Annotated in this window: 16 protein-coding genes; 10 read left to right on the top strand and 6 right to left on the bottom strand. The window is 62.9% G+C overall.

The features are described from left to right. Positions 1-59: 59 nt before the first annotated feature. The 8 genes from N1058_RS12085 (at position 60) to N1058_RS12050 (ending at position 11,293) form a co-directional block, all read left to right on the top strand. A complete protein-coding gene (locus tag N1058_RS12085; protein WP_265517794.1) occupies positions 60-989 on the top strand; it encodes an ABC transporter permease subunit in 930 nt (309 codons plus the stop codon). Continuing rightward, positions 989-2,446: a high-affinity branched-chain amino acid ABC transporter permease LivM gene (gene livM / locus N1058_RS12080; protein ID WP_265517793.1), complete on the top strand. Its 1,458-nt coding sequence runs from the start codon at positions 989-991 to the stop codon at positions 2,444-2,446. The genes N1058_RS12085 and livM overlap by 1 nt, the downstream gene beginning before the upstream one ends. Continuing rightward, positions 2,446-3,918, top strand: coding sequence for an ATP-binding cassette domain-containing protein (locus tag N1058_RS12075; protein ID WP_420847977.1), 1,473 nt, complete (start codon positions 2,446-2,448; stop codon positions 3,916-3,918). The genes livM and N1058_RS12075 overlap by 1 nt, the downstream gene beginning before the upstream one ends. Continuing rightward, on the top strand, positions 3,915-4,649 hold the full coding sequence (locus tag N1058_RS12070) for an ABC transporter ATP-binding protein (RefSeq protein ID WP_265517791.1): 735 nt from the start codon (positions 3,915-3,917) through the stop codon (positions 4,647-4,649). Before N1058_RS12075 ends, N1058_RS12070 begins: the two co-directional genes overlap by 4 nt. 1 nt (position 4,650) lies before the next feature. Next, positions 4,651-5,016, top strand: a complete 366-nt coding sequence (locus tag N1058_RS12065) for a DUF6867 family protein (protein WP_265517790.1) — start codon at positions 4,651-4,653, stop codon at positions 5,014-5,016. Between the two features lie 159 nt (positions 5,017-5,175). Then, positions 5,176-6,276 carry a branched-chain amino acid ABC transporter substrate-binding protein gene (locus N1058_RS12060; RefSeq protein WP_265517789.1) on the top strand — a complete coding sequence of 367 codons (1,101 nt, stop codon included), beginning with the start codon at positions 5,176-5,178 and terminating at the stop codon, positions 6,274-6,276. A 233-nt stretch (positions 6,277-6,509) separates the two neighbouring features. Beyond that, the gene (gene pyc / locus N1058_RS12055; protein WP_265517788.1) at positions 6,510-9,977 is read left to right on the top strand and encodes a pyruvate carboxylase; all 3,468 of its coding nucleotides are present in this window, start codon (positions 6,510-6,512) and stop codon (positions 9,975-9,977) included. A 152-nt stretch (positions 9,978-10,129) separates the two neighbouring features. Next, complete coding sequence (locus N1058_RS12050) at positions 10,130-11,293, top strand: MFS transporter (protein WP_265517786.1); 1,164 nt, start codon at positions 10,130-10,132, stop codon at positions 11,291-11,293. A 30-nt stretch (positions 11,294-11,323) separates the two neighbouring features. Here the strand turns inward: N1058_RS12050 and N1058_RS12045 are convergent, their stop codons facing one another. From N1058_RS12045 to N1058_RS12035, 3 genes are all read right to left on the bottom strand, one after another. Then, positions 11,324-11,482 carry a DUF3309 family protein gene (locus N1058_RS12045; protein WP_265517785.1) on the bottom strand — a complete coding sequence of 53 codons (159 nt, stop codon included), beginning with the start codon at positions 11,480-11,482 and terminating at the stop codon, positions 11,324-11,326. Between the two features lie 177 nt (positions 11,483-11,659). Further along, entirely contained in the window at positions 11,660-14,824 is a 3,165-nt protein-coding gene (locus N1058_RS12040) for an efflux RND transporter permease subunit (protein ID WP_265517784.1), read from the bottom strand. A gap of 14 nt (positions 14,825-14,838) precedes the next feature. Continuing rightward, on the bottom strand, positions 14,839-15,978 hold the full coding sequence (locus N1058_RS12035; protein WP_265517782.1) for an efflux RND transporter periplasmic adaptor subunit: 1,140 nt from the start codon (positions 15,976-15,978) through the stop codon (positions 14,839-14,841). 320 nt (positions 15,979-16,298) lie between these two features. Between N1058_RS12035 and N1058_RS12030 the strand changes: the two genes are divergently transcribed. Continuing rightward, positions 16,299-16,874 carry a TetR/AcrR family transcriptional regulator gene (locus tag N1058_RS12030; protein WP_265517780.1) on the top strand — a complete coding sequence of 192 codons (576 nt, stop codon included), beginning with the start codon at positions 16,299-16,301 and terminating at the stop codon, positions 16,872-16,874. Between the two features lie 26 nt (positions 16,875-16,900). On the opposite strand, the gene N1058_RS12025 is transcribed toward N1058_RS12030, so the two are convergent. The 3 genes from N1058_RS12025 to N1058_RS12015 all read right to left on the bottom strand — a co-directional run bounded on the left by N1058_RS12025 (position 16,901) and on the right by N1058_RS12015 (position 19,395). Beyond that, positions 16,901-17,683 carry a 3-hydroxybutyrate dehydrogenase gene (locus N1058_RS12025; RefSeq protein ID WP_265517779.1) on the bottom strand — a complete coding sequence of 261 codons (783 nt, stop codon included), beginning with the start codon at positions 17,681-17,683 and terminating at the stop codon, positions 16,901-16,903. Positions 17,684-17,750: 67 nt separating this feature from the next. Then, positions 17,751-18,059, bottom strand: a complete 309-nt coding sequence (locus N1058_RS12020; protein WP_265517778.1) for a hypothetical protein — start codon at positions 18,057-18,059, stop codon at positions 17,751-17,753. A 94-nt stretch (positions 18,060-18,153) separates the two neighbouring features. Further along, a complete protein-coding gene (locus tag N1058_RS12015) occupies positions 18,154-19,395 on the bottom strand; it encodes a Zn-dependent hydrolase (protein WP_265517776.1) in 1,242 nt (413 codons plus the stop codon). A 183-nt stretch (positions 19,396-19,578) separates the two neighbouring features. Between N1058_RS12015 and N1058_RS12010 the strand changes: the two genes are divergently transcribed. Beyond that, positions 19,579-21,111, top strand: coding sequence for an ABC transporter substrate-binding protein (locus N1058_RS12010; RefSeq protein ID WP_265517891.1), 1,533 nt, complete (start codon positions 19,579-19,581; stop codon positions 21,109-21,111). Positions 21,112-21,177: the final 66 nt, after the last annotated feature.

The following is a 21,177-nucleotide window of genomic DNA, read 5'->3' as shown; positions in this document are numbered from 1 at the left end:
AGGGGAATAACAACAAGGGATGCGCCTGCCGGCGACGTTCCAGGGGAGTTGCACAGGATATGGAGTATTTCGTCCAGCAGCTTATCAACGGGCTGACGCTGGGATCCATCTATGGCCTGATCGCCATCGGCTATACGATGGTCTACGGCATCATCGGCATGATCAACTTCGCCCATGGCGACATCTTCATGATCGGCGCCTTCATTTCGCTGGCGGTGTTCCTGATCCTGACCAGCGTTCTGGGTTTTGCCTTCCTGCCGGTGGTCCTTCTTATCGTTCTTATCGTTTCGATGCTGTTCACGTCGGCCTGGGGGTGGACCGTGGAGCGATTGGCCTACAGACCGTTGCGCGGCTCGTTCCGGCTTGCGCCGCTGATCACCGCCATCGGCATGTCGATCGTGCTGCAGAATTTCGTCCAGATCACGCAGGGCGCGCGCGTCAAGCCGCTGCCGCCGCAGATCCAGGGCGGCGTGACGCTGATGCAGGGCTCCACCGAGCAGGGCACCATCCTGGTGCAGCTCTCCTACATGCAGATGATCATCATACTGACCACGCTGATCCTGATGACCGGCTTTACGCTGCTGATCACCAGAACATCGCTCGGCCGCGCCCAGCGGGCCTGCGAGCAGGACCGCAAGATGGCCGCGCTGCTGGGCGTGAATGTCGACCGGACCATCTCGCTGACCTTCGTCATGGGCGCCGCGCTCGCCGCGGTCGCGGGGCTGATGTTCCTGCTGCTTTACGGCGTGATCGACTTCTATATCGGGTTCCTTGCCGGCGTTAAGGCGTTTACCGCGGCCGTCCTGGGCGGCATCGGGTCGCTGCCGGGCGCCATGCTGGGCGGGCTTCTGATCGGCCTGATCGAGGTTTTCTGGTCGGGATACTTCACCGTCGAATACAAGGACGTGGCGGCATTCTCGATTCTGGCCATCGTGCTTATTTTCCTGCCCTCCGGCCTTCTCGGCCAGCCTGAAGTGGAGAAGGTCTGATGGCTGGAGCCAAGACAAACGTACCGGCCGCAAGCAACCGGCCGGCGGGTGCGCAGAGGGCGGCGGAGCGCGGCCGCCAGGCCCCCAACATCGTGGCGGCTCCCAAGAAGAACAAGCTCAAGGATTCGCTGCGCGACGCGGCAACGGCGGCGATGCTCGTCGCCGTGCTCGGCCTCTTCTTCATAGGCGTGCGTACCGACATCGCGCCGGGCGGGCTCGACCTGAAAATGCGCTGGACGGCGTGGATCGTGTCGATCCTCGTGGTCTTCGGCGGCCGGCTGGCGCTCAACATGTTCGTGTTCCAGGCACACACGCCGGCTACGCAGACACTGGGCCAGAAGATCGGCCAGCTTGGAGCTGCGGCGCCCGGCCTTGGCAAGTGGCTGATGCGGGCCCTGTTCGCGTTCGCCGTGGTGCTGCCCTTCTTCTTCACCACGTTCTTCCCCGGCAAGGACCGCCAGTTCATCGACCTGGCCATCCTGATCATGACCTACATCATGCTTGGCTGGGGGTTGAACATCGTGGTGGGCCTGGCCGGCCTTCTCGATCTTGGCTATGTCGCGTTTTACGCGGTCGGCGCCTATTCCTTCGCGCTTTTGGCGCAGCATTTCGAGTTCATCGGTTTCTGGGTGGCGCTGCCGCTTGCCGGCATGCTGGCGGCCCTGTGGGGCATCATCCTCGGGTTCCCCGTGCTCCGGCTGCGCGGCGACTACCTGGCGATCGTGACGCTCGCCTTCGGTGAGATTATCCGCATCGTGCTGTTGAACTGGTATCAGTTCACGGGCGGTCCGGACGGCATTTCCGGCATTCCCAAGCCTACATTCTTCGGACTTGAGCTAAAACGCGGCGAGGGCGGGTTTGCCGATTTCTTCGGCATAGAATATGCGCCGATCCAGCGGTTCATCTTCCTGTATTACATCATCTTCTTCCTGGCGCTCTTGACGAATTTCGTCACCATGCGGCTGCGGCGCCTGCCGATAGGCCGTGCCTGGGAAGCGCTGCGCGAGGATGAGATCGCCTGCCGGTCGCTCGGCATCAACACCCGCAACACCAAGCTGACCGCATTCGCGATCGGCGCGATGTTCGGCGGGTTCGCGGGATCGTTTTTCGCCACGCGGCAGGGCTTCATCTCGCCGGAAAGCTTTACCTTCCTGGAGTCGGCCATCATCCTGGCCATCGTCGTGCTGGGCGGTCTCGGATCGCAGATCGGCGTCGTCATCGCCGCGGTGGTGATGATCGGCGGTATCGAGATGCTGCGCAACCTCGGCTTCCTGTCCCAGGTTTTCGGGCCGGGCTTCGACCCGGTTCAGTACCGCATGCTGATCTTCGGCATGGCCATGGTGCTCATCATGGTTTGGAAGCCGCGCGGGCTGGTCTCCACACGCGAGCCGACGGCCGTTCTCAAGGAGAAAAAGCGCATTGACGCGGACATGGTAGCACAGGGTGAGGGCCACTGATGGACGCGATGGCGAAGAAGAAAACTTCCGAGGCGGCGGGCGCACACCGCTGGGAAAACGACCCTGTCCTTTCGGTCGAGCATCTGACGATGCGTTTCGGCGGGCTGGTCGCCGTGGGCGATCTCAGCTTCGAAGTGGGGCGCGGCGACATCACGGCGCTCATCGGACCGAACGGCGCCGGCAAGACGACGGTCTTCAACTGCGTCACCGGGTTCTACAAGCCGACGGAAGGGCGCATCATCATGCGCCATGGGCTCGGGCGGCAGGACGACACCGTCAGCGCGGTAACCGACAGCGGTTTGCGCTTCAGGAAGGACGGCGACAAGGGCGTCTTCCTGCTGGAGCGCATGCCCGACCACGAAATCTCGCATAAGGCCAGGGTGGCGCGCACCTTCCAGAATATCCGCCTGTTCGGCGGCATGACGGCTCTGGAAAACCTGCTCGTCGCCCAGCACAACCCGCTGGTGGTGGCCTCCGGCTTCTCGTTCGGCGGCATCCTTGGCCTGCCCGGCTACAAGAAGGCTGAGGAAGCGGCCATCGAGAAGGCCGTCTACTGGCTGGAGAAGACGCGCCTGGTGGACCGGGCCGACGATCCGGCCTCGGACCTGCCTTACGGCGCGCAGCGGCGTCTGGAGATCGCCCGGGCCATGTGCACGGGGCCGGAGCTTCTGTGTCTCGACGAGCCGGCAGCCGGCCTCAACCCGCGCGAGTCTTCCGAGCTCAACGAACTGCTCAAATATATCCGCGACGAGCACGGCATCTCGGTGCTCCTGATCGAGCATGATATGGGCGTGGTGATGGAAATTTCCGACCACATCGTGGTGCTCGACTACGGCGTCAAGATCGCGGACGGAACGGCCGAAGCCGTACGAACCGATCCGAGAGTCATCGCCGCTTATCTGGGTGTCGACGAAGAAGAAGAGATCGACATACCGGAAGTTCGCGAGGATCTGTCCGCAGTTGCCAAAGACGAGCCGCCGGAGGACAAGACACCTGCCGCGGGGAAGGCTAACGCAACCGGCAAGCGCGCTGCACCGGCGAAAGCCAAGCCGGCGGCAAAGCCGAAGGCCAGGGCTGCGAAGCCGGCTGCTTCCGCCAGCGAGGTCAAAGTCGCCGGCGCCGACAAACATCCCGGTAAGCAACCGCCCGGCACGAAGAAGCCGGCCCCTGGGGGCGCCAACAATCTCACGCGCATCAAGGGCGTGGGGCCGGCCAGCGAGAAGAAGCTCAACGCGCTCGGCATCTGGAATTTCTCCCAGGTTGCGACCTGGAAAAAGGCCGAGGTCGAATGGGTGGGCAGCTACCTCGCCTTTCCGGGCCGCATCGAGCGCGAGGAATGGGTGAAGCAGGCGAAGGTCCTGGCCAAGGGCGGCGATACCGAATTCTCGAAAAGGGTGGATAGCGGTGAGGTCGCCACGAGCCGGCCCGGCCGCGGCGCGGCGCGCACCGGCGGCAAGGGAGGCAAGGCATGACCGGCACGGGGGAAACGTTACTCTCGGTGCGCGGCGTCGAGACCTATTACGGCAAGATCGTTGCGTTGCGCGGCGTGGACGTTGACGTCCATCGCGGCGAGATCGTCACCATGATTGGCGCAAACGGTGCCGGCAAATCGACGCTGATGATGACGATCTGCGGCAATCCGCAGGCGCGCACCGGCCAGATCGTTTATGACGGGCAGGACATCACGGCGATGCCCACCCATGAGATCATGCATCTGGGCATCGCGCAGTCGCCCGAGGGGCGTCGCATCTTCCCGCGCATGACGGTCATGGAAAATCTCCAGATGGGTGCGGCGCTGGTCGACCCCAAGCATTTCGAGAACGATCTCAAGAAGGTCTTCGAATTGTTTCCACGGCTGAAGGAGCGCATCGGCCAGCGCGGCGGCACGCTGTCGGGCGGCGAACAGCAGATGCTCGCCATCGGGCGGGCGCTGATGAGCCGGCCGAAACTGCTCCTGCTCGACGAGCCGTCGCTGGGCCTGGCACCGCTGATCGTCAAGCAGATCTTCGATGCGATCCGCGAGCTTAACAAGAACGAGGGCCTTACCGTGTTCCTGGTCGAGCAGAACGCGTTCCATGCGCTGAGGCTCGCTCATCGCGGCTACGTCATGGTCAACGGCAACATCACCATGAGCGGCACCGGCGCAGAGCTCCTGAAGCGCGAGGAAGTGCGCGCGGCGTATCTGGAAGGCGGGAGGCACTGAGATGGAAAACGCGAACAGCCTTTTTTGGGAAGTCTCTTTCGGCGCCTTCCTGTTCGTCACGGTTTTCCTGGCCGGCGGGGCGGCATATCTGACCGGGCGTGCGATCGCCCGGGCATGGCAGCCGAACCTGCAGCTCGCCGCCTATATAGTGCTGCTTTCGGCAGCTACGCGATTCATCCACTTTTCGCTGTTCGGTGGCACGCTTCTGTCTGTCCACTACTACATTGCCGATCTGATCGTGCTCCTGATCTTCGCGTTCGTGGGCAAGCGCATCACGCGCGCCCGGCAGATGTCGACCCAGTACAACTTCAGATATGCGCGCACGGGTCTGCTCGGTTGGCGAAGGATCGGTGGGCAAGAGGCGTAAACCAATTCATGATTAACCGGCACAAAGTCTTCACTTCGCAGAAAAATTGAGCTTTGATGCAGGTTAAGCGGGTGAGTGAACCCGCGACGGCAGAACCGGAGAGCCGAACACCATTTCCGGAAAGCTGTGGGAACTTGTGGTGTTTTCAAGGGAGTAGTCATGAAGAAGACACTTTTGGCTGGCGCTGCGCTCAGCCTCGTAATGACCGGATCAGCCTGGGCCGATATCACTATCGCGACCGCTGGTCCGATGACGGGTCAGTATGCCTCTTTCGGCGCACAGATGAAGGCCGGCGCCGAACAGGCCGTCGCCGACATCAATGCGGCGGGTGGCGTAAACGGTGAAATGCTCAAGCTGGAAGTAGGCGATGACGCCTGCGATCCGAAACAGGCCGTGGCTGTCGCCAACCAGTTCGCCGGTTCGGGCGTTTCGTTCGTGGCAGGCCATTTCTGCTCGGGTTCTTCGATCCCGGCATCGAACGTCTATGCCGAGGAAGGCATCATTCAGATCTCGCCGGCCTCGACCAACCCGAAGTTCACCGACGAGCGTCCGGGCGAGGGCATCTTCCGCGTCTGCGGTCGTGACGATCAGCAAGGTGCCGTTGCGGGCCAGTTCCTGGTCGAAAACTTTCCTGACAAGAAGGTAGCCTTCGTTCACGACAAGACCGCCTACGGCAAGGGCCTGGCCGACGCGACCATGGCCGCTTACGAAGCCGCTGGCGGCAAGCCGGCGATGTACGAGGCCTATACCGCAGGCGAGAAGGACTACACGGCGCTGGTCTCCAAGCTGAAGCAGGAAGGCATCGGCGTTCTCTATGTCGGCGGCTACCACACGGAAGCCGGCCTCATGGCCCGCCAGATGCGTGAGCAGGGCATGGATACGGTTCTGGTATCCGGCGATGCCCTCGTGACCGACGAGTATTGGGCCATCACCGGCGATGCCGGCGAAGGCACGCTGATGACGTTCTCGCCCGATCCGCGCAAGAACGAGATCGCCAAACCCGTCGTCGACGCGCTCCTGGCCGCCGGCAAGACGGCAGAAGGCTACGCGCTGTACACCTATGCCGCCATCCAGGCTTGGGCGCAGGCTGTCAACACGGCCGGCTCGACCGACTATGACGCGGTGGTCGCGGCGCTCAATGACGGCACCTTCGAGACCGTTCTGGGCGAGCTCTCCTTCGACGAGAAGGGCGACGTCACGCTGCCGGGCTATGTCTTCTACGAGTGGAAAGACGGCCAGTACGACTATCTGGTGCAGTAATACGCATCTGATCGTGTAATGTGAGCGGCCCGGCTTTCAGCCGGGCCGTTTTCATCTGGCGCCAGATTTTTGCCGCGCTGGTGTGAAACATTTCTGCCCCGGCGTCAGGATTGTTTGCACCGCAGCATCGTCCACGCTAATCAAGGGGAGCGTCCCCGGGGGAAGACATTCGTTGAAGGTCATGCTTCCCGGGAAGCGGCAGTGACAGCCATTTTCTTCAGCGGAGCATGCCAGTGCAGATCAAGAAAATCCTCGTCGCAAACCGTTCCGAAATCGCCATCCGCGTGTTCCGCGCAGCCAATGAGATGGATATCCGAACGGTGGCGATCTGGGCGGAGGAGGACAAGTATTCTCTGCACCGGTTCAAGGCGGACGAATCCTACCAGGTGGGGCGAGGCCCGCATCTGGAGCGCGACCTGGGGCCGATCGAGGCATATCTGTCGATCGACGAAATCATCCGCGTAGCCAGGCTTTCTGGGGCGGACGCTATTCATCCGGGCTACGGACTGCTTTCCGAGAGCCCGGAATTCGCTGAAGCCTGCGCGGCAAACGGCATCATCTTCATCGGTCCGAAGCCGGAGACCATGCGCCGGCTCGGCAACAAGGTGGCCGCGCGCAATCTGGCGGTGGAAGTGGGCGTGCCGGTGGTGCCGGCCACCGAGCCGCTGCCGGACGACATGGACGCGGTGGCGAAGATGGCCGAGGACGTCGGCTACCCGGTCATGCTCAAAGCCTCCTGGGGCGGCGGCGGGCGCGGCATGCGCGCCATCCGCAAGGCGGAAGACCTGGCGCGGGAGGTGACGGAGGCCAAACGCGAGGCAAAAGCCGCCTTCGGCAAGGACGAGGTCTATCTGGAAAAGCTGGTCGAACGCGCGCGCCATGTCGAGGTGCAGGTGCTGGGCGACACGCATGGCAATGCGGTGCATCTGTTCGAGCGCGACTGCTCCATCCAGCGGCGCAACCAGAAGGTCGTCGAGCGCGCGCCCGCTCCTTATCTGGACGAGAAAAGGCGCGCCGAGCTTTGCGGCTATGCGCTGAAGATAGCAAAGGCAACGAGCTATATCGGCGCGGGAACGGTCGAGTTCCTGATGGATGCCGACACCGGTGCCTTCTATTTCATCGAGGTCAATCCTCGTATCCAGGTGGAGCATACCGTCACCGAGGAGGTGACGGGCATCGACATCGTCAAGGCGCAGATACGTATCCTCGAAGGCCAGGAAATCGGCAACGGGACGACGGGCGTTCCGGCCCAGGCCGAGATCAAGCTCAACGGCCATGCGCTGCAGTGCCGGATCACAACGGAGGATCCGGAGCAGAACTTCATTCCCGACTATGGCCGCATCACTGCTTATCGCGGTGCGACGGGCTTCGGCATAAGGCTCGACGGCGGCACTGCCTATTCGGGCGCGGTGATCACCCGCTTCTACGATCCGCTGCTGGAAAAGATCACGGCCTGGGCGCCGACGCCCGAGGAAGCGATCCGCCGCATGGACCGGGCCCTGCGCGAGTTCCGCATTCGCGGCGTGGCGACGAACCTCACTTTCCTCGAGGCCATCATCGGCCATGAGAAGTTTCGCGACAACACCTATACGACGCGCTTCATCGACGAGACGCCGGAACTGTTCGCGCAGGTCAAGCGCCAGGACCGGGCGACCAAGCTTCTCAACTATCTCGCCGATGTGACGGTCAACGGCCATCCCGAAGCCCGCGACCGGCCGCGGCCCAAGGCGGAGGCAGCCGCCCCCCGCGTTCCCTATCTCGACAGGGCGGTTCCGGACGGCACCAAGCAGATACTGGATGCGCGGGGCCCCGAAGGCTTCGCCAAATGGATGCGCGAACAGTCGCGCGTGCTTCTGACGGACACGACGATGCGTGACGCTCACCAGTCCTTGCTGGCCACGCGCATGCGGACCCACGATATCGCCGCCATCGCCGGCGTCTATGCGCGGGCACTGCCGGAGTTGCTCTCGCTCGAATGCTGGGGCGGAGCAACCTTCGACGTCGCTATGCGCTTTCTGACAGAAGATCCGTGGGAGCGGCTTCGGCTGGTTCGCGAAGGCGCGCCGAACCTTCTCTTGCAGATGCTTCTGCGCGGGGCCAACGGCGTCGGCTACACCAACTATCCCGACAATGTGGTGAAGCTGTTCGTCAAGCAGGCGGCGCGGGGCGGCGTCGACCTGTTCCGCGTCTTCGATTGCCTGAACTGGGTCGAGAACATGCGCGTGTCGATGGATGCCGTATGCGAGGAGGGCAAGCTGTGCGAGGCCGCGATCTGCTACACCGGCGACATTCTCGACCCCGACCGGGCCAAATACGATCTGAAATATTATGTTGGCATGGTCGGGGAACTGGAAGCGGCCGGCGCGCATATCATCGCGGTCAAGGATATGGGGGGGCTCCTGAAGCCGGGTGCAGCGCGGGCGCTTTTCAAGGCGCTGCGCGAGGCGACCGACCTGCCCCTGCATTTCCACACACACGACACGTCGGGCATATCCGCGGCGACGGTGCTTGCAGCCTGCGACAACGGCGTCGACGCGGTGGACGCGGCGATGGATGCGCTGTCGGGCAACACGTCGCAACCCTGCCTCGGCTCCATCGTCGAAGCGCTGAAGGGCGGCGAGCGGGACACCGGGCTGGACCGCGAATGGGTGCGCCGCATCTCCTTCTACTGGGAGGCCGTGCGCAACCAGTATGCGGCGTTCGAGAGTGATCTGAAGGGGCCGGCCTCGGAGGTCTATCTGCACGAGATGCCGGGCGGCCAGTTCACCAATCTCAAGGAGCAGGCGCGCTCGCTCGGGCTGGAAACGCGCTGGCACGAGGTGGCGCGGACCTATCACGACGTCAACATGATGTTCGGCGACATCGTGAAGGTGACGCCGTCATCGAAGGTCGTGGGCGACATGGCGCTGATGATGGTGAGCCAGGACCTCAGGGTGGCCGACGTGGAGAATCCGAAGAAAGATATAGCCTTTCCCGAATCCGTGGTCTCGATGCTGCGCGGGGATCTCGGCCAATCGCCCGGCGGGTGGCCGCAGGCCCTGCAGAAGAAGGCGCTCAAGGGCGAGAAGCCGATCACGGTGCGCCCCGGCTCGCTGCTGGCGCCGGCCGATCTCGACGCCGATCGCAAGGCGCTGGAGGAACAGCTTGGCCGGAAGGTAACGGACGAGGAATTCGCGTCCTGGCTCATGTATCCCAAGGTCTTCACCGACTTTGCGGCCGCCAGTGAAACCTACGGTCCGGTCAGCGTGCTGCCGACGCCTGTCTATTTCTACGGCATGGAGCAGGAGGACGAGATTTTCGTCGATATCGAGCGCGGCAAGACGCTGGTCATCCGCTGCCTTGCCATCGGTGAGCCGGACGAGAAGGGCATGGTGACGGTGTTCTTCGAGCTCAACGGCCAACCCCGCCGCGTCAAGGTTCCCGACCGCGTGCATGGTGCGTCGGCCGCCAAGACGCGGGCCAAGGCGGAAACCGGCAACCCGGCGCATGTTGGCGCGCCGATGCCCGGCGTCGTCTCCACCGTGTCGGTTGCCGTCGGCCAGGAGGTGAAATCGGGCGACGTGCTGCTGTCCATTGAGGCGATGAAGATGGAGACGGCCCTGCACGCCGAACGCGACGGCAAGGTCGCGGAAGTGCTGGTAAAGGCCGGCGAGCAGATCGATGCGAAGGATCTTCTGCTGGTGTTCGAGAACGGACAATAGGCAGGCGCAGCGCAGTTTCCGCTCCTGCCCCTCCTATCTCTGGTGGGCTGGTAGACAATCAGGCCACCACTGGCACAAGCCGGCGTTGGTAGGATGGGGTATTAAATCGATTTAGTAGCAAGTCCCATCCGCTCTGACGCATGAGGAATCGAATGGCTGAACGCGATGCCCTGCGGGGCCGCTGGGCGACCGCGACCTACTTCTTCGTGAACGGCTTCATGGTCGGTAGCTGGGCACCGCAAATCCCGGTGGTCGCCTCGCGCTTTTCGCTGAGCGAGACGATGTTGGGGCTGCTCATCCTGGTTTTCGGCCTGGGCGCGGTCGCGGCAATGCCGACTTGCGGCTATCTGATCAGTCGATTCGGCACGCGGCCCGTGCTTCGGGTGGCGGGCGTCCTGTGCGCCTCGTCTCTGATTGGCGTCGCACTTGCCGGCAGCATGCCCGCGCTGGCGCTGGCGCTCATCGTTTTTGGGGCGATGCTGGGCGCGATGGATGTCTCGATGAATGCCAACGCCGTCGTCGTCGAGCGCAGGCTGGGCCGCGCCATCATGTCTTCGTCACACGGGTTCTGGAGCCTTGGCGGCTTCGCGGGTGCCGGTGTGGGCGGCCTTGCCGTGGAGAAGTTCGGCCATGTCGCGCACGCCGGCGCGGTCACCGCCTTTGCGCTCATTCTCGTGGCGGTCGCGCTTCCCCATCTGATAGCCGAACGCCGGCCCGTGTTGGAGCATGGGCAAAAGCGCGGTCTGCCGCGCAGCCCGATGGTCTATGCCACGGGGTTGATCGCGCTTTTCTGCATGGCGCCCGAAGGAGCCGTGCTGGACTGGGCGGCGCTCTACATGCGCCAGGAGATGGGCGCGGGCATTGCCTCCGCCAGCCTTGCCTTCACGGCATTTTCGGGCGCCATGGCGGCGATGCGGTTTCTAGGAGACGGGGTGCGAAACAGGTTCGGCGCGGTGCAGACCATGCGGCTTTCCGGAGCGATAGCCGTTCTGGGCCTGCTGGGCGCGGGCATCGCGCCCAGCGAGGGTATCGCAATCATCGCCTTTGCACTCACCGGGCTGGGCATTGCCAATATGGTGCCCATCGCCTTTTCTGCGGCGGGCAACCAGCCGGGCATCTCTTCGAGCGCCGGCATGAGCGTTGCCACCACAATCGGCTATTCCGGCATGCTCGTGGCCCCCTCGCTGATCGGCTTCGTTGCCGAACGGACGGGGTTTGCGCCGATCTTCATGGGTCTGTCAGGCCTGCTGGCGCTCGTCGTGATGATGGCGGGCATGGTTCGGCCCGCTGATACGATCGCGGCGCAGCCCGCATAAGCAATCCAGCACGACTGCCTGGTGAAGCCGTCATATTCGACCGAGCAATACCAGGATGAGCACGACAACGAGAATCACGCCCAGGATGCCCGAGGGCCCATAACCCCAGCTGCCGGAATATGGCCAAGCAGGGATGGCGCCGATCAAGAGCAGAATAAGAATGATGATGAGAATTGTGCCCAGTGTCATGGTCGTATCCTTCGTTGTGAAGCGATAACATCTCTAACGCACGTTGCATGCGGCAGGTTCCAGCCACGGGACTGGAGCTCCCCTGCGACCATTGGGACGGTCCAGGGAAGCTTCAGCTTCGCGTTCTTGTGCACCGTGGGCTCCGGGTGAGCCCCTGTCGGCAAATGCCGACGTGTACTATTCCGCAGCTTTAGGGAAGCCGCTCAATCCATCGTCGGCCTGGCCGTCATTATCGGCCTTCTTCTGCGATTTTCTGCGGAAGAGACGATTCAGGATGCTGCGGCGCTCTTCCCCGGCGACCCGATTCTCGCGGGTGAAAACCATCAACGCAGAGGGCGTGACGATCAGCGTCAGGATCGTCGCGAAGGTCAGGCCATAGACGATGGCGCTCGACAACGAGATCCACCACTGGGTGGACGGCGCGCCGAGGGTCACCTCGCGGCTGAACAGTTCCAGACCGAGACCGAAAGCAATCGGCAGCACGCCCAAGATGGCCGATATGGCCGTCAGCAAGACGGGGCGGGCCCTCTCACGACAGGTCTGCAGGATCGCATCGCGCTTGTGCATGCCTTCGGAGCGCAGGCGGTCATAGGTGTCGATGAGAACGATGTTGTTGTTCACGACCACGCCCGCCAGCGCGATTACGCCGATGCCCGACATGACGATGCCGAAGGGTTGACCCGTCAACAGCAGCCCCAGGAACACGCCGATGGTGGCCATGACGACTGTCATCAGCACCAGGAACACACTGGTGAACTTGTTGAACTGCGCCAGCAGCACGACGAAGATCAGGAAGATGGCCGCACCGAACGCCTTGCTGAGGAAAGCGGCGGCTTCGTCGCTTTCCTCGCTCGATCCGGCCAGTTTCCAGCGGGTGGCGCCGAAGTCCATCCCCTCAAGCATCGAGGTCACATTGGCCTGGACTTCCGAAACCTGGAAGTTGCTGGCGACGTTCGCCGTGACGGTGATCGTGCGCTGCGCATCGATGCGGTTGAGGATGCCCGTGCTGCGCTCCGGTTCGCGCACGACGAAGTTGGAGATCGGGACGGGCCCCTGGGAGGTCTGCACACGCAACTGATCCAGTGTCGAGAGCGTGCGCCGGTCCTCCGGCAACCGCAGGCGGATGTCGACGGCATCGTCGACGCCGGCGGGGCGGTATTCGGACAGCTTCAGCCCGTTGGTGACGAGTTGGACGACCGTACCTACCGAAGTGGGGCTGATGCCGTACTGGGCGGCCTTGGCCCGGTCGACCCGGATGGCCCAGTCAATGCCGGGTGGCGGCAGGCCGTCCGAGATGTCGATGACGCCGTCTATCTCGGCAAGCTGCTTGGCGACCTGGCTGGCCTGCTCGTTCAGATTGGCGGGGTTTGCCGCCGAAAGCTGGACCTGGATCGGCTGACCCGTCGGCGGTCCGCCCTCGGGAACGCGCACCTCGATCTCGACGCCCGGCATCTCCGCCATTTCGGCGCGCAGATCGCTCAGTATCTCGCTGGCGGGCTTGCGCTCGCGCCAATCGATGAATTCGTACTGAATGACGCCGATGACATCCTCGTCGATATCCTCGCCGCCGCCGCGCGTTTGGCCGACACGGGTGTAGACGGATTCGATTCCCGGCCAGCCTATGAGCTTCTGCTCCGCCGGGCGCACGAGGCGGTCCATCTCTTCGAGCGAGAGATTGCCGCGGGCATGGACATACATCAGGCCGTATTCGGGTTCCACGTCGGGGAAGAATTCGACGCCGGCGCCGTATTTCGAATAGGCGAACTGAACGCCGACCAGAAGCGCGATGGTGAGCAGGAGTACCGTCTTGGGGAAGCGGATGGCCTGCTTGACGAAGTTGAGATACCAGCCATCGGGCTTGGGCTTCTCCTCGACATGCGCCTTGGCGATCAGCGCTCCCAGCGTCGGCGTGAAGATCAGTGCATAGAGCATGGACGCCGCCAGCGTCACGATCAGCGTTATCGGCAGATATTTCATGAACTCGCCGACGATGCCCGGCCAGAACAGAAGCGGCGAGAACGCGGCTATGCGCGTCATCGTCGCGGCGATCACCGGTCCTGCCATGCGTTTTGCGGCAAGCTCGAAGGCCTGAGCCTTGGGCATGCCCTCGGTCATGCGCCGTTCGGCGAATTCGGTAACGATGATGGCGTCGTCGACCAGCATGCCCACCGCCAGGATGAGGCTGAACAGCACCACCATGTTGACCGTATAGCCAGCCAGAGACAGGGCATAGATACCCATCAGGAAGGAAGCCGGAACGGCCAGGCCGATGAGCAGCGAGGCGCGGCCGGACAGGGTATAGAGGACGACGATGAACACAAGGATGATAGCGATCAGAACGTGGTTCTGCAGATCCGACAGCATGTCGCGGATCATCACCGACTTGTCCTGGCTGTACGTCACATTCACGTCGGCCGGCATGCTGGCGGCGAAATCTTCGGCCGCCGCCTTCACCGCATCGACGGTCTCCACGAGGTTGGAGCCGACGCGCTTCTTGACCTCGATCGCAATGGCGTTCTGGCCGTCCAGCCGGGTGATCGTCTCGGCATCCGTGAAGGTGGAGCGGACTGTCGCAAGGTCGCGGGCGCGCACCACGGCGTCATCGGTTGCGACGACGGGCAGATTGGCCACATCCTCGACATTCTCAATAAGCGAAGGCACCTTGACCGCATAGCGGCCTTCCTCGCCCTTGAGAGCACCGGCGGCAACGAGGCTGTTGGAGGCGTTGACGCCATTGATGAGCTGGTCGAGCTCCAGGCCGTAGGACGACAGCTTGACCGGATCGATGATGATCTCGACCAATTCGTCTCGCGCGCCCTGCAGCGCGCCCTCCAAAACGCCCGGAATCTCCTCGATGCGGTCACGCAGGTTGCGGGCCGCGGTCGTCAGGACCCTCTCGGGCAACTGGCCTGAAAGCGTGACGACGAGGATGGGGAATTCCGAAATGTTGACCTCGACGACCGAGGGTTCGTCCGCCCCTGACGGCAGATCGCGCTCAGCGTCGGAAACCTTTGCCCGTACATCCTCGATGGCATTGGAAAAGTCGTATCCGGCCTGGAATTCCACCAGCACGAAGCCGCCGCCCTCATAGGCGGAGGAGCGCATTTCCTTGACGCCTTCCAGACCCTTCAGCGCAGTCTCAATAGGCCGCAGGAGCAGGCGCTCGGAATCCTCCGGCGAAATGCCCTGATAGCTCAGGCTCACATAGATGATCGGTATCGGAACATCCGGCTCGGCCTCCTTGGGGATGCTCTGATAGGCCAGCGCACCAGCCACCACGAAGAAGAGCAAGATCGAGAGCGTGAGCCGCGCGTTCTTGATGGCTAGGCGAACGATATCCATCGGTCAGACTGGTCCTATTGTACCGTTTTGCCGATGACCGACCCGGCGAGATCGCGGATCAGGTTTTCATCGGCTTTGACGGCATTAACCTTTTCACCCTCGGTGACGAGATCCTGCCCGGCCACGATGACCCGGGCGTCGGCGGGAATGCCGGCCAGATAAAGCGCTTCGGGCGTATCGTCGACGATGTCGATCCGGTGGAATGCGACCTCGTTGTTCGCGTCGACGGTGCGCACGCCAAGATCGCCGGCCTCGTTGAGCGTGACCACCGAACGCGGCAAGGCAACGGTCTCCACCGTTTCTGCGCGAATTTCGATCTCCGCCGTCATGCCTGCCGGAATCTTGCCATCGGGGTTGGGTATTGCGACCTCAACGCCGTAGGTGCGCGTCTGGGGGGAGGCCTCGCGGCTGATGTAACGGACGGTGCCTTCGATCATTTCGCCATTGGCGAGGCGGACTTCGGCCTTGTCGCCGATATTGACGGTGCCGAGATCGCGCTCGCTGACTTCACCTTTTGCGATGACTGGATCGAGCTTCAGCAGTGTCGCGACTTCGGCGCCCTGCATGATCGCGCTGCCCTGTTCCACAGGAACGGAATCGATCAACCCGGCAAACGGCGCACGCACCATCACCCGGTCGAGCTCGGCCTGGGCGGTCTCAAGCGCCGAACGAGCGCTGGCGAGGGCGGAGCGGGCGCTGTCCAGTTGAAGGCGCGCGATGTTGCCGGATTCTGCCAGCCTCTCGGCGGCTTCGGCCTCGGCCTGGCGCTGCGTGAGAGCCTGCCTGGCCGATTCGACGGCTGATTCCTTGCCCTCGCTTTCAAGGCGAAGGATCAGGTCGCCCTTGGCCACCTGGGTGCCTTTCTCAACCGCAAGTTCCTGGATGACGCCGCCGGAACGGGCGGCCAGCACGGCTCGCTTGTCGGCGGCCGTCTGACCGGAAACGTGAATGGTACGGGAATGCTGAAGGCGTGGGGGCGCAGCCACCCGGACCGTTTTCAGCTCAGCCGGCCGCTCGGGCGCCGCTTCTTCCTGCCGGGCTTCCGCCTCCTGGCTTGCGCTGCCCACCGATGAGAATTTTCCGGTGGCTATCCAGGCGGCCGTGGCGATAAGCACAAGCACGGCTGCGATCTTGTGGAACTTGATCTTGGGCATATCTATTTCCAGTGTGCTGGACCGCCCAAAGCGGCAAGTCCGAACCGATATGGTGTCGAGGGACGGCTGATTCAAACTCGCCAAAAAAGCGCATACCGCCGCTCGATACTACTAACGCGTTTCTGCGCTGCAAAAAAGGCATACAGGCCTTTCCTCCTGACAGCCTTGTGTCAAGAGGCCATTTGCATGCAAGCATCGCCCTCCCGGATCATGCTGTAAACGAGCATTTCCAGGCGGCGACACATTGACAAATTTCGTCATTTTGTCAACAACGCTTTATGCCGATCATGAACACAAAAAGCAAAAAAGAAGATAACGAGGTGGACCCGAAACGCGAGCGCATCGTCCATGAAGCCCTGGAGGTGTTCCTCGCCTATGGCTTCTCGCGCACGACGATGGACGACATCGCACGCGCCGTCGGCGTATCCAGGCCCGCCCTCTATCTGCTCTTCCGCAACAAGGCCGACATTTTCCGCGCCGTCGGAGTAACCTTGCTGGAGCAGTCCCGCGCGCAGGCGGAAGAGGCGCTCAAGGAGGGCGGCACACTCAGCGAACGCTTGATCAAGGCGTTGGACAGAGCCGTGTTTCGCCTCACGCGCCTGGTGGACGCTTCCCCGCATGGCGAAGAACTGATCGATGTCGAGCACAGGATCGCCGCCGATATCGTCGCCGAGTGGCGGGAGTGCCTTATCGGTCTGCTCGCGAACGCCATCGCCGAGGAGGCCGCAAGAAAGGGAGCAGATTTGGAGGCGGCGGACATGCCTGCCGGCGAACTGGCCGCGATGCTGTTCGACCTGCTCGAGGGCATGCGGATGCGCGGGATTTGCGGAAAGGGCGGCGAAGAAGCGGTTGGCCGCATGGTGCGTCTCATCGGCCTCGCCGTTTCGAGGATCTGAAACCGGAAACCGACATATAGCGCGCCCTATTGCGCAGTCCATCCCCCATCGACGGATATCGTGGTCCCGGTGATCTGCGCGGCCGCGGGTGAGCATAGAAAGGCAACCGTCTCTCCAAGCTGTTCGACAGTCGCGAACTCTCGCGTTGGCTGCTTCGCGAGCATCACCTCGCGCACCACGGTATCGCGATCCATCCCATGCGCTTTCATCTGGTCGGGAATCTGCGCTTCCACCAGCGGCGTCAGCACGTAGCCAGGGCAGATCGCGTTGCAGGTAATGCCATGCTCGGCCAGTTCAAGCGCAACCGTTTTCGTGAGACCGACCATGCCGTGCTTGGCTGCCACATAGGCGGATTTGAAGGGCGAGGCGCGCAGGCCGTGAGCCGAGGCGATGTTGACGATGCGCCCGCCGCCATTCTTCTTCATGTGGGGGATGGCGGCGGCGATGGTGTGGAAGGCGGAGGAAAGGTTGATCGCCAGGATGGCGTCCCATTTCTCCGGTGGGAAATCCTCAATTGCAGCGACATGCTGGATGCCTGCATTGTTGACCACGATGTCGACGGTGCCGAACTGAGCACAGGCCGTATCCACCAGCTTCCGGCAGGCAGATGCCTGTGCCATGTCGGCCGCGATGTAGATGGCCTGCACTTCATGTTCGGCCGCAAGGCTCGCGGCCAGATCCCGGTCCCCGGCAGTGTCGGTGTAGGAATTCAGGACGATATTGCAACCCGATGCCGCCAGCGCCCGCGCGATGCCCAGCCCGATGCCGGAGGTGGAACCGGTGACGACAGCTGTTCTTGGCATGCTCATATATGGTCTCCCGAGTGGCTATGCCGGGAGCTTATTGCATCGCAGCATGAGATGCCAAGCGCCAGCTCTATCGGCGCATCAGGAGCGCCGCCGCCAGACCGAGCACCACCAGCCCAGCCGCTGCAGCTCCGGCACTGGCGCCCGGATGCCGGCGGGCCGTGCGCCCGAGATGGTTGGCGCCGCGGCGCAGCTCGGGTACGGCCGCTTCGAGATATTCGCGCATCGTGTCGCCAAATTCGGCGCCCTTGTGACTGGCTTCCCGATATGCGCCAGCGCTCTGCCGCGAAACCTGCCTGCGAAGATCGGTTATTTCATCGCGCAGGTTGCTGAGCTGGTCGCGAAGATCGTCGGCGATTCCGTCCTGATATCTATGCATCGATATACCCTTCATGATCGAGCGAACCCGACACTGCAACGGCCTGACGGCATCGCAGTTCCATGATTTGACAAGATGGAGTGACGATGGCGCTTTATACACCGGCCAGGCGCATGGCCGCATGGAGCAGAAGGTTCGATCCAGTTTCAATGTCCTTCCAGTCCGTGAATTCCCCAGGTGCATGGCTCACGCCGCCGACAGAGGGCACGAAGATCAGGCCGGCTGGCGCGATTGCGCTGAGCACTTGGGTGTCGTGACCCGCTCCCGATGGCATCAGCGGGGCATCAATGCCGAGCGATTGCGCGGCCGCCTGAAGCGCCATGATGATGGAGCTGTGGCAGGGTGCGGGGGGAAGCCAGCTCGTTTCCTCGATCTCGTGGTATAGCCCGTGGCGGGCGGCCGCCTCAGCGATCCGCCGTCGGGCTCCACCGGCGAGCGCGTGCATGACCGCCTCGTCCATATCGCGGGCGACGAGGGTGAATTCGGCCCGACCGGGCACGGTATGGGGAAAATTCGGCTCCAGGGAAACCTTGCCGATGGTCAGCCGGCTGACGTCGCTGCCGCATTCGGCAATCAGCGCGGGGATTTCTCCGGCAAATTCCGCCAGGCCCCGAAAGGCGTCGCGTCGCATGTCCATCGGCGTCGTGCCGGAATGATTGGCTTCGCCGATCAACCGGATCGTCCAGTTGAACACGCCTGAAATGCCGGTGACGATGCCGGCCGGCTTTCCGGTTTTCTCCAGAACGGGGCCCTGCTCGATATGGAGTTCGAGGAAGCCGGCGATGGAGCCTTCCGGCCTTTTGGCGCCCAGCGCCTTCTGTGGATCGAGGCCTTGCGCGCGCATGGCATCCACGAGCATGGTTCCGCCGTCGTCGCGGGCGGTCTCGAGCCATTCGCGGGTCACCATTCCCGCCAACGCCTGCGCGCCGAACATGCCACCGAAGCGGCCCTCCTCCTCAGAAGTGGCGATGACTTCGATCGGGCAGGCCGGCGCAAGGCCGGCTTCCTGCATGGTGCGAACGGCCTCCAGCGCGGCGAGCACGCCGAGGGCGCCGTCGAGCATTCCGCCGTCGGGCACGGTATCGAGATGCGAGCCGAGCATGATCACGGGGCCCTTGCCTGTATTCCAGACCCCGGAAAGGTTCGCTGCGCCGTCCATGGAGGTTTCCAGCCCGGACTTTTCCATCAGGCCTCGGACATAGTGGCGGCCTTCCATGTCGACGTCCGAAAAGCTGACGCGGTCGAGACCGCCCGTAGCCGGATTCCGGCCGATTTGACCCAGCGCCTCGAGTTCAGCTCGAAGGCGGGCAAGGTTTATGCGCAGGCCGTCAGACATAGCAGGGCACCACGGTGCGGAGGGCCGGGAACAGTCTCTTGCGGGGGGCAGCGGTGAAATTCATGCTTGCGTATTTATCATGATAAATTACGCTAGCAACAGTAATCTCGACAAACGCGAAACCGAGAGGGTGTCATGACAGGGATAAGCCGCGTGCTGAAAAGCACGCTTGCAGGACTGGCCATGGCGGGGTTTGCCGCGTTCGGCATGCAGCCGGCGCAGGCGCAGACGCCGCCGAACGTGCTCATCGTCGGACAGATCGCCGAGCCGAAGTCGCTCGATCCGCAGGCGGTGACGGCCGTCAACGATTTCCGTATTCTCATGAACGTCTATGACGGGCTCGTGCGCTACAGGGACGGTACCCTGGAGGTGGAGCCGGCGCTGGCGGAAAGCTGGGAAGTCTCGGACGACGGGATGACCTACACCTTCAAGCTGCGCGAGGGCGTGAGCTTTCACGACGGCACACCCTTCAACGCGGAGGCGGTGGAATTCACTTTCGAGCGCTTGCTGCACGAAGACCACCCCTATCACGACACAGGCCCCTTTCCGCTGGCCTTCTACTTTTCCGCTGTGGACGAGGTGACGGTCGAGGACGAATACACGGTAGCGTTCAAGCTCAACGAGCCCTATGCGCCCTTCCTTTCCAACCTTGCCTATCCGACCGGGCTGATCGTCTCGCCGGCGGCGGTGAAGGAGCATGGGTCCGACTTCGGCCGCAATCCCTCCGGCACCGGCCCGTTCAAATTCGCCGAGTGGGAGAGCAACGCCAAGGTGGTGGTGACCCGCAACGAGGACTACTGGGATGGCGCGCCTTCGCTCGAGGCCGTTGTCTTCCGGCCCATCACCGACGCCAATACGCGCGTGGCCGAAATGCTTTCCGGCGGTATCGACCTGATGGTAGAGGTGCCGCCTGATAATCTCAGCCAGTTCGCCGACGACCAGAATTTTGCGGTCTACGAACAGGCGGGCCCCCATCTCTGGTTCCTCATCCTTAACATGAAGGAACCGCCCTTCGACAAGAAGGCCGCGCGTCAGGCGGTCAACTACGCCATCGACAAGCAGGCGCTGGTGGAGAACGTGCTGCAGGGCACGGCGGAGATTGCCGCCGGGCCGACGCCGCCGGCGTTCGCCTGGGCCTACAATGAGGAGCTGGAGCCCTATCCGCACGATCCCGACAGGGCGCGCGCGCTGCTTGAGGAAGCCGGCTATGACGGTGAGGAAGTGACCTTCTATGTCACCGAAGGCGGTTCTGGCATGCTCGACCCCGTTGCCATGGGCACGGCCATCCAGGCCGATCTTGCCGAAGTCGGCATGAATGTGAATATCGAGACCTATGAGTGGAACACCTTCCTCGGCGAGGTGAATCCCGGGCTGGAAGGCAAGGCCGACATGGCCGAAATGGCGTGGATGACGAACGACCCGGACACGCTGCCCTATCTGACGCTGCGCACCCAGGCGTTTCCGGACAAGGGCGGTTTCAACTCGGGCTACTACTCCAATCCGGAAGTGGACACCATCTTGGAGCAGGCCCGCCGGTCGACCGAGCAGGAAGAACGCGCGGCACTCTACCAACAGATGCAGGAGATCGTCCACGAGGACGCGCCGTGGGCCTTCATCGCCAACTGGAAGCAGAATGCGGTGACGACCGCGCAGGTGGAGAATTTCGAGCTTCAGCCGTCATTCTTCCTGCTGCTCAAGGACGTGGCGAAGCAGTAGGTCCCGCTTCCGATGATCAGCGCCGTCAACCCCCCTCCGCCCTGCCGGACATCTCCCTCTCAAGGG

Source organism: Nitratireductor luteus, assembly GCF_026162365.1.
GTDB lineage: Bacteria > Pseudomonadota > Alphaproteobacteria > Rhizobiales > Rhizobiaceae > Chelativorans > Chelativorans luteus.
Note: the sequence above shows the minus strand (reverse complement) of the source record. Positions and strands in the feature narration are given on the sequence as shown.